The 14,362-nt window shown below is 44.7% G+C and carries 12 protein-coding genes; 7 read left to right on the forward strand and 5 right to left on the reverse strand.

Annotated elements, in window-relative coordinates; genetic code table 11:
• Positions 1 to 21: 21 nt before the first annotated feature.
• Genes lon through Q3C19_RS06080 form a run of 3 tightly spaced genes read left to right on the forward strand, consistent with a single transcriptional unit; the run spans position 22 to position 4,762 of the window.
• On the forward strand, positions 22 to 2,502 hold the full coding sequence (gene lon, locus Q3C19_RS06070; RefSeq protein ID WP_071149594.1) for an endopeptidase La: 2,481 nt from the start codon (positions 22 to 24) through the stop codon (positions 2,500 to 2,502).
• Positions 2,499 to 3,629 carry a tRNA guanosine(34) transglycosylase Tgt gene (tgt, locus tag Q3C19_RS06075; protein WP_071149593.1) on the forward strand — a complete coding sequence of 377 codons (1,131 nt, stop codon included), beginning with the start codon at positions 2,499 to 2,501 and terminating at the stop codon, positions 3,627 to 3,629. Before lon ends, tgt begins: the two co-directional genes overlap by 4 nt.
• Positions 3,626 to 4,762 (forward strand): LptF/LptG family permease, encoded by a 1,137-nt coding sequence (locus tag Q3C19_RS06080; RefSeq protein ID WP_302727928.1) that lies wholly within the window; start codon positions 3,626 to 3,628, stop codon positions 4,760 to 4,762. Before tgt ends, Q3C19_RS06080 begins: the two co-directional genes overlap by 4 nt.
• A gap of 234 nt (positions 4,763 to 4,996) precedes the next feature.
• Here Q3C19_RS06080 and Q3C19_RS06085 read toward each other — a convergent pair whose 3' ends face one another.
• Positions 4,997 to 5,497, reverse strand: coding sequence for a thioredoxin family protein (locus Q3C19_RS06085; RefSeq protein WP_022162474.1), 501 nt, complete (start codon positions 5,495 to 5,497; stop codon positions 4,997 to 4,999).
• A gap of 277 nt (positions 5,498 to 5,774) precedes the next feature.
• On the opposite strand from Q3C19_RS06085, the gene serB reads away from it, so the two are divergent.
• Together serB and Q3C19_RS06095 are read left to right on the forward strand one after the other, a co-directional pair.
• Complete coding sequence (gene serB, locus Q3C19_RS06090; RefSeq protein WP_022162473.1) at positions 5,775 to 7,007, forward strand: phosphoserine phosphatase SerB; 1,233 nt, start codon at positions 5,775 to 5,777, stop codon at positions 7,005 to 7,007.
• Between the two features lie 77 nt (positions 7,008 to 7,084).
• Positions 7,085 to 8,338 (forward strand): DEAD/DEAH box helicase, encoded by a 1,254-nt coding sequence (locus Q3C19_RS06095; RefSeq protein ID WP_302727931.1) that lies wholly within the window; start codon positions 7,085 to 7,087, stop codon positions 8,336 to 8,338.
• Between the two features lie 32 nt (positions 8,339 to 8,370).
• On the opposite strand, the gene Q3C19_RS06100 is transcribed toward Q3C19_RS06095, so the two are convergent.
• On the reverse strand, positions 8,371 to 9,168 hold the full coding sequence (locus tag Q3C19_RS06100; RefSeq protein WP_071149590.1) for a DUF4738 domain-containing protein: 798 nt from the start codon (positions 9,166 to 9,168) through the stop codon (positions 8,371 to 8,373).
• Positions 9,169 to 9,230: 62 nt separating this feature from the next.
• The gene (gene rfbC / locus Q3C19_RS06105) at positions 9,231 to 9,779 is read right to left on the reverse strand and encodes a dTDP-4-dehydrorhamnose 3,5-epimerase (RefSeq protein ID WP_022161643.1); all 549 of its coding nucleotides are present in this window, start codon (positions 9,777 to 9,779) and stop codon (positions 9,231 to 9,233) included.
• Between the two features lie 146 nt (positions 9,780 to 9,925).
• Here rfbC and Q3C19_RS06110 point away from each other — a divergent pair, with 146 nt between their 5' ends.
• The gene (locus Q3C19_RS06110; RefSeq protein ID WP_071149589.1) at positions 9,926 to 11,023 is read left to right on the forward strand and encodes an SPOR domain-containing protein; all 1,098 of its coding nucleotides are present in this window, start codon (positions 9,926 to 9,928) and stop codon (positions 11,021 to 11,023) included.
• A gap of 44 nt (positions 11,024 to 11,067) precedes the next feature.
• Entirely contained in the window at positions 11,068 to 11,601 is a 534-nt protein-coding gene (locus tag Q3C19_RS06115) for an FHA domain-containing protein (protein ID WP_022161641.1), read from the forward strand.
• A 70-nt stretch (positions 11,602 to 11,671) separates the two neighbouring features.
• On the opposite strand, the gene Q3C19_RS06120 is transcribed toward Q3C19_RS06115, so the two are convergent.
• Both Q3C19_RS06120 and Q3C19_RS06125 read right to left on the reverse strand, forming a co-directional pair.
• Entirely contained in the window at positions 11,672 to 13,150 is a 1,479-nt protein-coding gene (locus Q3C19_RS06120; RefSeq protein WP_302727936.1) for a tagaturonate reductase, read from the reverse strand.
• Between the two features lie 24 nt (positions 13,151 to 13,174).
• Positions 13,175 to 14,236 carry a substrate-binding domain-containing protein gene (locus Q3C19_RS06125; protein WP_302727938.1) on the reverse strand — a complete coding sequence of 354 codons (1,062 nt, stop codon included), beginning with the start codon at positions 14,234 to 14,236 and terminating at the stop codon, positions 13,175 to 13,177.
• Positions 14,237 to 14,362 lie beyond the last annotated feature (126 nt).

The raw sequence follows: 14,362 nt of genomic DNA on the forward strand, positions 1-14,362 counted from the left end.
CTTAAATTAAAAAGCAAAAAAATGAAGAAAAGACATTACCTAAGCGATATCGAAGACAGGCACGGAAACGGTTTCTCCGTAATTGCTGATTTTGAAGGAAATGAAGAACAACTGATGAATATTGAAGTAGATGATACCCTGCCGATATTGCCACTTCGGAACATGGTTTTATTTCCCGGCGTATTCATGCCTGTATCCGTAGGAAGAAGCACTTCCCTGAGACTGATACGTGAAGCCGAAAAGAAAGGAAGCTATATAGGAGTAGTATGCCAGAAAATTGCAGAAACGGAGTCTCCCCTGTTTGAAGACTTGCATAACATAGGCACTATTGCCAAGATAATCCGTGTGCTCGAAATGCCCGACCAGACAACAACGGTTATCCTGCAGGGCTCGAAACGCATGGAGCTAAAAGAAATTGTCGAGACAACTCCGTATCTGAAAGGACGCATTGTCCCCATGAACGAAGAACTGCCCGAAAAAGGCGACAAGGAATTTCAGGCATTGGTAGAGGCTGTCAAAGATTTGACTATCCGCTACATCCGTACGCTTGATATGTTCCCGCAAGACTCTGCTTTTGCCATCAAGAATATCAGTAACCACATGTTTCTCATCGACTTCATCTGCACCAATCTGCCTCTGAAGAAAGATGAGAAAATCGAGTTATTGCAAATCAACGAATTGCGCACCCGTACCTACCGGTTACTGGCCATCCTGAACCGTGAAGTGCAACTGGCTGAAATCAAGGAATCCATCCAGATGCGTGCACGCGAAGACATTGATCAGCAACAACGCGAGTACTTCCTGCAGCAACAGATCAAAACCATTCAGGACGAACTGGGAGGAAACGGACAAGAGCAGGAAATAGAGGAAATGCGCAAAAAGGCCGGAACCATGAAATGGAGTGCCGAAGTAAAAGCCACCTTCCTGAAAGAAGTCGACAAGCTGGAGCGGATGCATGCGCAATCGCCCGACTACAGCGTTCAGCTGAACTACTTGCAGACCATGCTCAGCCTGCCATGGGGCATTTATACGACCGATAATCTCAGTCTGACCAACGCAGAGAAGACCCTGAACAAGGACCACTACGGACTGGAGAAAGTCAAAGAGCGTATTCTGGAGCATCTGGCCGTACTGAAGTTGAAAGGTGACATGAAGTCACCTATCATCTGCCTCTATGGTCCTCCGGGTGTAGGTAAAACGTCGTTAGGACGTTCCATCGCAGCTGCCCTGAAACGAAAATATGTACGTATGTCGTTGGGAGGAGTACACGATGAGGCAGAAATACGCGGACACCGGAAGACTTATATCGGTGCTATGCCGGGACGTATCATCAAGAACCTGATAAAAGCAGGCTCGTCAAACCCCGTCTTCATCCTCGATGAAATTGATAAAATAAATTCAGACCGTCAGGGCGACCCTTCGTCAGCCTTGCTCGAAGTTCTTGACCCGGAACAGAATATGGCTTTCCATGACAACTATCTGGATGTAGATTACGACTTGTCGAAAGTCATGTTCATAGCTACGGCCAATAACCTCAATACAATTCCGGGGCCTCTGCTCGACCGTATGGAACTGATCGAGGTCAGCGGATACATCACTGAAGAAAAAATAGAAATTGCCCGCCGGCATCTGGTACCCAAGGAGCTGGAAGCCAACGGTATGAAGAAAAACGATATCAAAATCCCCAAGAGTACACTGGAGATTATCATTGAGTCGTATACAAGAGAAAGTGGCGTACGCGAACTGGAAAAGAAAATCAGCAAAATACTCCGTAAATCGGCACGCCAATATGCTACAGACGGCTACTTTGCCAAGACAGAAATCAAGCCGGGCGACCTGCACGACTTTCTGGGCGCACCGGAGTATACGCGCGACAAATATCAGGGCAACGAATATGCCGGTGTAGTAACAGGATTGGCCTGGACAGCCGTCGGAGGAGAAATTCTTTTTGTTGAAACAAGTTTGAGCCGAGGCAAAGGCGGCAGACTGACCCTGACCGGCAACCTGGGAGATGTAATGAAAGAGTCGGCCATGCTGGCACTGGAATACATCAAAGCCCACAATTCGCTATTGAATATAGATGATGCCATTTTCGATAACTGGAACATACACATCCATGTTCCCGAAGGCGCCATCCCCAAAGACGGACCTTCGGCTGGCATTACGATGGCCACCTCGCTGGCGTCGGCCTTGACACAACGAAAAGTCAAAGCCAATCTGGCCATGACGGGCGAAATCACCCTGCGCGGGAAAGTATTACCTGTAGGCGGAATCAAGGAAAAGATTCTGGCTGCCAAACGTGCCGGAATCAAAGAAATCATTTTAAGCGAAGAAAACCGGAAGAATATAGAGGAGATACAGGAAATATACCTGAAGGGACTCACTTTCCACTATGTAAAAGATATTAAAGAGGTATTTGCCATTGCGCTGACCAATGAAAAGGTAGCCGATGCCATCGACCTTTCCGTAAAAAATGATAAAACAGAAAAAGAGAAGGAATGACATTCGAGTTACAATATACAGACAGTAAAAGCAATGCACGTGCCGGTCTGATAACGACCGACCACGGCCAGATAGAGACTCCCATTTTCATGCCGGTAGGCACATTGGGAACCGTAAAAGGAGTACACCTGACCGAACTGAAAGAAGACATCAAGGCGCAGATCATCTTAGGTAACACCTATCACCTGTATCTGCGTCCGGGACTGGATGTCATCGAAAAAGCCGGCGGACTGCATAAGTTCAACGGGTTCGACCGCCCGATGCTGACAGACAGCGGCGGTTTCCAGGTATTTTCTCTCTCGAGTATCCGCAAGTTGCGCGAGGAGGGAGCTGAATTCCGCTCGCACATCGACGGAAGTAAGCACATATTCACCCCCGAAAAGGTGATGGACATTGAGCGTACCATAGGTGCCGACATCATGATGGCCTTCGACGAATGTACTCCGGGAGATGCCGAATACGCTTATGCAAAAAAATCGATGGAGCTGACTCATCGCTGGCTGGACCGTTGTATCAAGCGTTTCAACGAGACCGAGCCGAAGTATGGTTATCATCAGGCGCTTTTCCCCATCGTGCAAGGCTGTGTCTATCCCGACCTGCGGAAGCAATCGGCCGAATTCATCGCCTCAAAAGAGGCTGAAGGCAATGCCATCGGCGGACTGGCTGTAGGCGAGCCCACGGAGAAAATGTACGAAATGATAGAGCTGGTCAACGAGATTCTGCCCAAGGACAAGCCCAGATACCTGATGGGAGTAGGCACGCCGATAAATATACTGGAAGGCATCGAACGTGGTGTAGACATGTTCGACTGCGTAATGCCTACCCGTAACGGACGCAACGGTATGCTCTTCACCAAAGACGGCATCATAAATATGCGCAACAAAAAGTGGGAAACAGACTTCTCGCCTATCGAAGCCAACGGAGCATCCTACGTAGATACATTATATACAAAGGCCTACCTGCGCCACTTATTCCACGCACAGGAACTATTGGCCATGCAAATAGCATCCGTACATAATCTGGCTTTCTACTTATGGTTGGCAGGCGAAGCCCGTAAACATATCATTGCCGGAGACTTTTCTACATGGAAGCCGATGATGGTAAAACGCTTATCGACGAGATTATGAGAAAAATAGACTGGAAGATTTTAAAAAACATCGAGCTGCCTAAAGGAAAATACCTGAAGCGGTTGGATTATTATATCATCAAAAAGTTCCTGGGGACGTATGTGTTTGCCATAGCACTGATCATCTCCATCGCGGTGGTATTCGACTTTAACGAGAAGATGGACCGGTTCATGTCGCACGAAGCTCCGTGGCGAGCTATTATTTTCGATTACTACATGAACTTTATTCCGTACTTTGCGAATCTGTTCAGTCCGTTGTTTGTCTTCATCGCCGTTATTTTCTTCACGTCGAAGCTGGCCGAGAATTCTGAAATCATAGCCATGTTCTCTACCGGCATGAGTTTCAAGCGAATGCTCCGGCCTTACATGGTTTCAGCAGCCATCATTGCAGTAGTCACTTTTTACCTTGGGTCATACGTCATTCCCAAAGGCAGCGTTACCCGTATCAACTTCGAGGACAAATACTACAAGCCGCGTAAAAGCAATACGGCACGTAACATCCAATTGGAAGTAGATACCGGTGTCATTGCCTACATCGACCGCTACGAAGACTATAGCAAAACTGGCTACCGCTTCTCTTTGGACAAGTTCAAAGGAAAGCAATTGGTATCGCACCTTACCGCCAGAGCCATTACCTACGACACTACAGCCCTGCATAAGTGGACCATCAAAGACTATATGATCCGCGAAATGGACGGAATGAAAGAAAGCATCATCAAAGGGAGTCGCATAGACACTACCCTGTTTATGGAACCTGCCGACTTTCTTATCATGAAGAACCAGCAGGAAATGCTGACAAGCCCTCAGTTAAGTGAATACATTGACCGCCAGAAACAACGGGGCTTTGCCAATATCAAGGAATTCGAGATAGAATACCATAAACGAATCGCCATGTCGTTTGCTTCGTTCATTTTGACCTTGATCGGCGTATCACTATCGTCTAAAAAGACTAAAGGCGGAATGGGATTACACTTGGGTATCGGACTGGCTCTCAGTTTCTCATACATCCTGTTCCAGACCATTGCTTCAACATTTGCAGTCAACGGCAATGTTCCGCCAATGATTGCCGTATGGATTCCGAACGTGCTGTATACCTTCATAGCCTTCTACCTGTATACAAAAGCGCCCAAATAAAAGACAGTTAGAGAAAAATTTTTTCCCAGTTAGGAAAAAAGATTTTCCTAACTGGGATAAAAATAAGCCCCTCTTGCTTCTGCATTGCACAGTAGCAAGAGGGGCTTTTTTGTTGTATACATTTCCTCTTTTGTCCAGTCCTTATTTCCAATCACCAAAGCCGTGTCAGAATGAGGACTCCCCTACTTTCTTCATACAGGTTCTTTAAACGCTTCCGTCCCAATGGGATAAGGTTTAATTCAAGTAAGACGAAAGCTCAGCAGCAGAGATGTTTTTGGCAATTATTACACCATTATCATCCAGTAAATAGTTAGAAAATCCACGGCTCAAACGATATTTCTTAAACAAGCCGGAAGACTCGCCCTCAGTTTCCACGAAACAGGTCGGCGTAACTATTTGATCCTTACGAACGGTTTCCTCGAAAACTGACTTATACTCGTCAAACGAAACAGAAACCAATTCTACATTGTTGTTGGCCGAAGCACGAAGCGCATTATTCAAACTTGCGTTCTGCATACGGGACTGCGCATCATAACTGGCCCAGAAGCTAAGCAACACATAACGGCCTTTCAAGTCAGAAAGCTCATGTACGGATTGATTAGCCGACATAGTTTGGATTTCAAAATCCGGGGCTATGTCACCCACGTTCAAACCTCCCGTAGGTTTGTCTTTTTCTACAAAAGAAGTCAAGGAACTTATTAGTAATACAACAAAAACCCATTTTACATACTTCATGTAATATGATTTTAGTTAATACTATCCGAGCCTGCCCCCGAGGCAGTGATTTCTTCTCGGAACATTGTCTTATAAGGCCCTGAAAACACTAAAAATAGTTGATACTCAAAACCTTTTATTATGAAATCGGCGGCAAAGGTAGGTATTTATTGAAATAAAATCCAAATAAACAAGAAAAAAACTCACTTTTTAACGTCATATTTTTATGTTATTTAGCATAAATAGGAAGTTTTTTCTTTACTTTTGCCGAATAATAACCGAAAAACAGAGATATCTTATGCAACAGTCCTCGAATACCGAACTCATTCTGATACGGATTACCGGTGAAGACCGCCCCGGATTGACGGCTTCTGTCACTGAAGTTCTTGCCAAATACGATGCAACCATTCTGGATATCGGCCAGGCCGACATACACAATACACTATCGCTGGGCATCTTGTGTATGACCGAAGAGCAACATTCCGGCTTTATTATGAAAGAACTGCTGTTCAAAGCATCTTCATTAGGCGTCACCATCCGGTTCTACCCCATCACCACAAAGGAATACGAAGACTGGGTAAGCATGCAAGGCAAAAACAGATATATTCTGACTTTGCTGGGCCGTAAATTATCAGCCCGACAGATTTCAGCCGTCACCCGCATTCTGGCAGAGCAAGGAATGAACATTGATGCCATCAAGCGTCTGACAGGACGAATCCCCCTGAACGAATGCGAAGCACGTACAAGGGCCTGCATAGAGTTTTCTGTACGAGGTACCCCTAAAGACAGAACCATCATGCAAGAACAGCTGATGCGACTGGCCAGTGAATTGGAAATGGATTTTTCATTCCAGCTAGACAACATGTACCGCCGCATGCGCCGGCTCATTTGCTTTGATATGGACTCCACACTGATAGAAACAGAAGTTATAGACGAACTGGCTATACGCGCCGGTGTCGGCGACAAAGTGAAAGCCATCACCGAACGGGCCATGCGCGGAGAAATAGACTTCATCGAGAGTTTCCGTGAACGGGTAGCTCTGCTAAAAGGACTTGACGAATCTGTTATGCAAGAAATAGCAGAAAACCTGCCTATCACAGAGGGGGTAGACCGCCTGATGTTTGTGCTGAAGAAATACGGATACAAGATAGCCATCCTCTCGGGAGGTTTTACTTATTTCGGCCAGTATCTGCAAAAGAAATATGGAATAGATTACGTATATGCCAACGAGTTGGAAATCGTAGACGGAAAGCTGACCGGACGGTATCTGGGCGATGTAGTAGACGGCAAACGTAAAGCCGAGCTTTTACGCCTCATCGCACAGGTGGAAAAAGTAGACATCGCACAGACAATTGCCGTGGGCGACGGAGCCAACGACCTTCCCATGCTGGGCATTGCCGGTCTTGGTATTGCCTTTCATGCCAAACCCAAAGTAGTGGCCAACGCCAAGCAGTCCATCAACACGATTGGCCTGGATGGCGTACTCTATTTTCTCGGTTTTAAAGATTCTTATATCGATCTGCCCAAATAACACACCCCAATAAGCGAACCGTTTATTTTTGCCTTAAATATAGAAATTGCTATCTTTGCGCCATATAAAACAAAAACATGAAGTTTTCCGAACTACCACTTAACGACCAAGTACTCGATGCACTGGAAGCCATGCGCTTCGAAGAATGTACTCCGATACAAGAGAAATCAATACCCGTCATACTCGACGGTAAGGACCTGATAGCCGTAGCTCAAACCGGCACAGGAAAAACGGCTGCATATTTATTGCCCATCCTGAACAAACTCTCCGAGGAAGAACATCCCGAAGACGCCATCAACTGTATCATTATGGCTCCTACACGCGAACTGGCCCAGCAAATAGACCAGCAGATGGAAGGTTTTTCGTATTTTATGCCGATATCAAGTGTAGCCGTTTACGGAGGTAATGACGGAATTCTTTTTGAACAGCAGAAAAAAGGCCTCACATTAGGCGCAGATGTTGTTATTGCCACTCCCGGGCGATTGATAGCCCACCTGAGTCTGGGATATGTAGATCTTTCTCGGGTTTCCTATTTCATTTTGGACGAAGCCGACCGCATGCTCGACATGGGATTTTACGATGATATTATGCAAATAGCAAAATATCTGCCTAAAGAACGGCAAACCATCATGTTTTCGGCAACAATGCCTGCCAAGATACAGCAATTGGCCCAGTCAATCCTCAACAATCCGGTAGAAGTCAAATTATCAGTTTCGAAGCCCGCAGATAAAATCATTCAGGCAGCCTACATCTGCTATGAGAACCAGAAATTAGGCATCATACGCGATCTGTTTGCCGAACAGACTCCGGAACGTGTCATCATCTTCGCCTCATCCAAGCTGAAAGTCAAAGAGGTAACAAAAGCATTAAAACACATGAAACTGAATGTTGGCGAAATGCACTCTGACTTGGAACAGGCACAGCGTGAAGAAGTAATGTATGCCTTCAAGGCCGGAAAAATAAACATTCTGGTCGCTACGGACATTGTAGCACGCGGAATCGACATTGATGACATCCGTCTGGTCATCAACTACGATGTTCCCCACGACTGCGAAGACTATGTACACCGGATCGGCCGTACCGCACGTGCCAACAACGATGGAGTCGCTATCACGTTCGTCAGCGAGAAGGAACAATCAAACTTCAAAGTCATTGAGAACTTCTTAGAAAGAGACATTTACAAAATCCCCGTCCCCGCAACATTAGGAGAAGCCCCCGAATACAAGCCGCGTACCAACGAGAACCACAAGCGTAATGGCAACGGCAAAAAAGGCGGAGGAAAAAAGAGCAACAGACGAAACGGCAAAAAAGAAGCTAAAAAGCCCTTTTAATCCTATTTAGGGCTTTTCAATAAAAGAAAAGCCTATAAAGAGAGTTTTACTACGTTGTCAAACCCGATTGTCAGGTTTACTACATTGTATACCGAACTTTCGGGAATGCGCAATGCAGCTCTATACAAGTATCCAGCCTCGCTTACCCCGAGAAAATCCATATCCGAGAGGATGGACTGATCCAGAATCTCAGGCGCAAGTACACTGGCAAACATCTTTTTAGTTATATCTTCGCCATAAAGCATCTCTTTCCCTTTGTATACACAAATGTGAATCACATTATCATAGTATACATTATCCACTCCGATGCCATCTTCCGAGTATGAAGTCCGGATAACTTTCATCTTGGAAGGATTGATATAGACATAGCCATGATAGCGATTGCCTTTGTGCATCACTACGCTATCTTTTTTTATCACCTCACTGATTGTCGGAATAACTTCTACCTTGTGCTCAGCAAAGACAAGAACATCATCCGGATTTTCCGACTTATGCAATTTAACAAGTACGTCGGACAGGGAATAAAACGAGAAACTGTTTTCTGTCTGCATATTGATTTTATATGCAGTCACCTTGTTTCCACATAAATAGAGCGTGTCATGAACGATCTTAAAAGCCACCGGAACATTTTGCGGATCTGCATAATAAACAGTATCTCCATCGACTCTCATCAACGGAATTTCCGTATCATCACTCAGCCATATTCCCTGGAACATTTCTTTCGCCTTTAAATCTTCCTGTTCTTCCACAGCGGCTTTTTTCGGCTTACCGGTGCAACAAGCAAACAGAACGGCAGAAACACACATTCCTATGATCACCTTTCTATCCATGACTCGCTCTCTCTTTTTTCGCAAGCTATTTACAAAACAATATACTCGTCTGCTCTTCTCTATTACAGGTAATATTCGGCATCTTTAAAAGCAACCGCACGACCGTCTTTTTCCGACAGAAGCAATTGCTCTGCTGCTATTGGCCAGTCAATGCCGATAGTCTCATCGTCATAACGGATAGAAGCTTCAGCCTGAGGTGCATAAACATTGTCCACCTTATAAGTAAAAATAGCCTCTTCGCTCAATACCAGAAAACCATGGGCAAAACCACGAGGAATGAAGAACTGACGTTTGTTATCTTCGCTCAATTCTATGCTGACATACTTGCCAAACGTGGGAGATGACTGACGCAAATCTACTGCAACATCCAGCACTCTTCCCTTGATAACACGCACCAGCTTCGCCTGGCTATACTCGCCCTTCTGATAATGAAGTCCACGCAATACGCCGAACGAAGATTTCGATTCGTTATCCTGGATGAAATGCACATCACCAACATTGGCTTTAAATTCTTCTTCCTTGAAAGCTTCCATAAAATAGCCACGGGCATCGTTGAACACTTTAGGCTCAATTACCCATACACCGTCGATTTCTGTCTGAATATAATTCATCTTGTTCCGAATAATTTTATAACATAATGCAAAAGTAGACATTTTTTTCCAACAGTAGTCAATAAAAGCCATCTTGTTTATAATTTGTTGATAAGAAAAAATCCTCGGAAGTGGCTTATATCCGATAAATCCACTATTTTTGTAACATGATTGAATTAGCAAAACACATAGAAGTATTATTACTAGATAATGACTGTGTCATAGTCCCCGGTTTTGGTGGTTTTGTGACTCATTATATACCTGCTACAAGGATAGCCGAGGAGAATCTTTTCCTTCCTCCCACCCGTATCATTGGCTTCAATCCGTCTCTGACAATGAACGACGGATTATTGGCACAATCTTATGCCTCTGTCTACGATACAACTTTTCCGGATGCAACCAAAATGGTAGAGCGCGATGTAAAAATGCTGAAGGAAACATTACATGAAGAAGGAAAGGCCGAACTCTCCAATATCGGAGAATTGCGTTGCTCCATTCACGGAACTTACGATTTCATTCCTTACGACAGCAAGATTACGACACCTCATCTGTATGGATTAGGAAGCTTCGAAATGCAGGAGCTCTCCAAGTTAAAGAACAGCGAAACTGAGAAAAAGACGATTCCACTTCCGCATACAGCCGTTACGCGCAGAAACATGCCCCGGTGGAAGATCAGACTGAAACGGTCGCACATCTCTAACGTTATCGCCATCGTTATGGCTATTATATTATTCTCACTCTCGGCACCTGTAGAAAATACCGAAATCGTAGAAGAAAGCTATGCCCGTTTTCTGCCCGAGGAGCTGTTCGAAAGAATAGAAAAGCAGTCTGTAGTCAGCACTCCTGTCATCATCGGACAAAACAACAAAAAGAGTAACAGAGATGCACAAGTCTCCAGTAATGTCCACAAGACAGTAAAACCTGTGGCTGTAAAAGAAGTAAAGGTAAAGGAGATAAAGAAAGAGCAACCCGCTACCCAACCGGCCGCTATTCAGCCCAAGACCAAGGAGGCTCCCAAAGCTGTTTCTTCGACAAACACTCGGAGATATCATATCATTATAGCCAGTGTGGGTACAGAAAGCGATGCTCATGCCATGGCACAAGAGCTGAAACAAAAAGGATTCAGCGACGCCCAAGCTATCATCGGTGATGGAAAGATGAGAGTCAGCATCTCCTCACATCCCAGCGAAGAGGAAGCTTATAAGGAATTGAATAATATCCGTAAAAACGAAGCTTATCAAAGCGCATGGGTATTAAAGAAATAATTCTTTTAGAGAAAGTCTTTTTATATACATACAGAAATAAAGAAATGAAACGAGTTCGTTGCCCGAAATGCGAAAACTATCTGACCTTCGATGAAACCAAATACAGCGAAGGCCAGTCGCTTGTTTTTATCTGCGACCAATGCAAAAAGCAATTCAGCATCCGCTTAGGTAAAACACCTACCAAGCTCCCCCGTAAAGAAGAGAAAATGAGCGAAAACGATTTTGTTGAATCCTTTGGCAACATTACCGTCATTGAAAACGTATTCGGATTCAAGCAGGTACTTCCTTTGCAAGAAGGCGACAACACAATAGGACGCCGCTGTGTAGGCACCAATATCAATACTCCCATCGAAACTTCGGACATGAGCATGGACCGTATCCACTGCATCATTAATGTAAAACGCAACAAGCAGGGACAACTCATCTATACCCTACGCGATGCCCCCAGTCTGACAGGGACTTTTCTGAACAATGAGATATTGGGCGACAAAGACCGCATCCGCATCGAAGACGGCGCCATAGTCACCATTGGAGCAACGACCTTCATTCTTCATACAGCAAAAGAAACGGCCGAATAAACATTCGGCCGTTTCTTTTTTATCGTTTTCTCTGTCAGGACTTCATCCTTCCCAGATACAAATTCCAATCTTAAAGGATTCCCTTTACAGTTTCCAACATGCCTTTTTCCTGAATTGAATTCAAGAAGTCGGTCAGCATGTCTGTCAGTCCCGGAATAGTATTCAGGTCGCCATGTTCTTTCCAGATCAAATCCTTGGCAGCCAAGACTCCTTCAGCCACTTTTCTTGTATCACCGGTAGCCCACAGATCTTTCAGCAGTTGCATGATTTCAGGAGCATCGTTAGGAACAATCTCCTTACCGTCTGCACGAACACCACCTTTATAATAAGTAGTGATGGCAGCCAATCCCAATACCAGTCCCTTAGGCAATTCGCCCTTACGTTCCAGGTAGACTTTCAATCCCGGCAGGTCGCGTGTCTGATATTTCGGGAAAGAATTCAGCATAATGCTGGTTACCTGGTGGTCAACATAAGGATTGTTGAAGCGTTCCAACACATCAGCTGCAAACTGTTTCAACTCATTCATCGGCAGGTTCAGCGTTTGCATCAATTCATCAAATTGTACCTTATGAATATACTTACCGATAACCGGATGATTGCATGCATCACGGACAATGTCTACTCCACTAAGATAAGCCACCGGCGAAAGCACTGTATGAGGTCCGTTCAGCAAAGTCACCTTTCTTTCATGATACGGAGCTTCCGACTTCACAAACAATACGTTCAGACCAGCTTTGTCTACCGGGAATTCATTAGCCAACTGACGCAAAGACAAGTTCTCGGCAGCTTCAATTACCCACAAATGGAAAATTTCGGCCTGCACCACCAGATTATCCTCATAGCAGATCTTCTTCTGAATCTGTGCAATCTCTTTGCGAGGGAATCCCGGCACAATACGGTCTACCAAAGTAGCACATACATAGCAGTATTTAGTAAACCAAGTCTTAAACTTCTCATAATCGGCACCCAAATCTTCTTTCCACAAATCAATATACTGGTAGATACACTCTTTCAGATGATGCCCGTTCAGGAATATCAGCTCGCACGGCATGATAATCAAGCCTTTATCCTTATCTCCTTTAAATGTCTTGAAACGACGGTACAGCAACTGGGTCAGCTTTCCCGGATAGGAAGATGCGGGCGCGTCACTCAACTTACAGCTCGGATCGAAAGCAATACCAGCCTCTGTAGTATTGGAAATAACGAAACGAATATCCGGCTGGTCGGCCAATGCCATGAATGCAGCATTCTGTGTATAGGGATTCAAAGCACGACTGATACAATCGATACGGGTCAGCGTATTCACAGCATTACCGTTCAGACGTCCTTGCAGATTAACATGATACAGACAGTCTTGCCCGTTCAGCCATTCTACCATACCTTTCTCTATCGGCTGAACTACAACTACACTACTGTTAAAGTCAGTCTTCTGATTCATATTATAAACAATCCAATCCACAAAGGCACGGAGGAAGTTTCCTTCGCCAAACTGGATAATTCTTTCCGGTGCCACCGCTTTGGGGGCTGTAAGTTTGTTCAGTGCTTTCATTTTTTAAAATTTTATTGGTTATACTTATTCGAACTCAAAATAATAGTCAATCGTTTCCCTAATCAGAATATCAATAGGCATGTACTTCACAGGCTCTACCTGCTTTTTAAAGACAACCATATCACACAAGGCCTTCACACCCAGATACCCCTGCAGGCCAGGGCGTTGCCCGATAAGACAACTAACCTCACCCGATCTTAAATAATCCACATTCTTCTGCAACAGGTCATATCCCAGTAAGCCTTTCAGCCTGCGACCTGCTTCGTGCAAATACCCTGCTACCTGATATACCCGCGAGTTAAACACCGCTCCTAACATTGCATGAGGATGCGCAGAAAAAAAATCATCCAATATCAATTTGTTCCCGTCGGTATCTTCTTTCCGGAATACTACATCGTAGACTGTCAGATGACCAAATCGCTCATTTACGTATTCCATAAAGCCTTCCATACGCCGACGCATCTGTATTTCAGCCGGGCTGTTCTTCTGGTCACTTAAAAAAACCACCAGCTCCTGCCCCGGTTCATAACGTTGCATCAGGATTTTGGCAGCAACATATCCGCTCATTCTGGAGTCTTGCCCGATATAGCACGAAGCATGCATCTGCTCCATATTGAAGTCAATAAAAGCATAAGGAACAGCATCGGCATCCAAACCGGTAGTCAGCTCCAACGTTTCTTCTTCAAAGTTCGGAGCTATCAGAACCGCATCCGGCTTATCCGCCAGCAACTGCTCGCATACCTCCCGATAAGATGCCCTGTCTGCATGCTTATAATATAAAAAGACTGTCTCTACATTGAAAGGCTGCAATTCGTGCGCTGCTTTTTCAATACCTTGCGCTACCGAATACCAATAGTCAAACATTATATAATAAGGTATAAGGCAAACAATACGATAACGTTTTTTGGCAGCCAGACCGATAGCAAACATATTGGGCAAATAGTTTATCTTATCAAGCACACTTTGTACCTTCTCCCGGCTCGACGCAGATACATTTCCCCGATTGTGCAACACACGATCCACCGTACCGGCGGAAACACCTGCCATACGCGCAATGTCCTTAATCGTATAATTTTCGTCTTTCATATCCACAACCTACTGCCAGCTATGCAATCTTAAATATTATAAATAATTGCCCCAAAGATACGAATTATTTTGTTTCTACAAGTAAAATTTCTACTTTTGTGTTCGATAACAGTTAATAAAAGCAAA

The organism is Bacteroides sp. ET489, from assembly GCF_030518095.1.
Lineage (GTDB): Bacteria > Bacteroidota > Bacteroidia > Bacteroidales > Bacteroidaceae > Bacteroides > Bacteroides ndongoniae.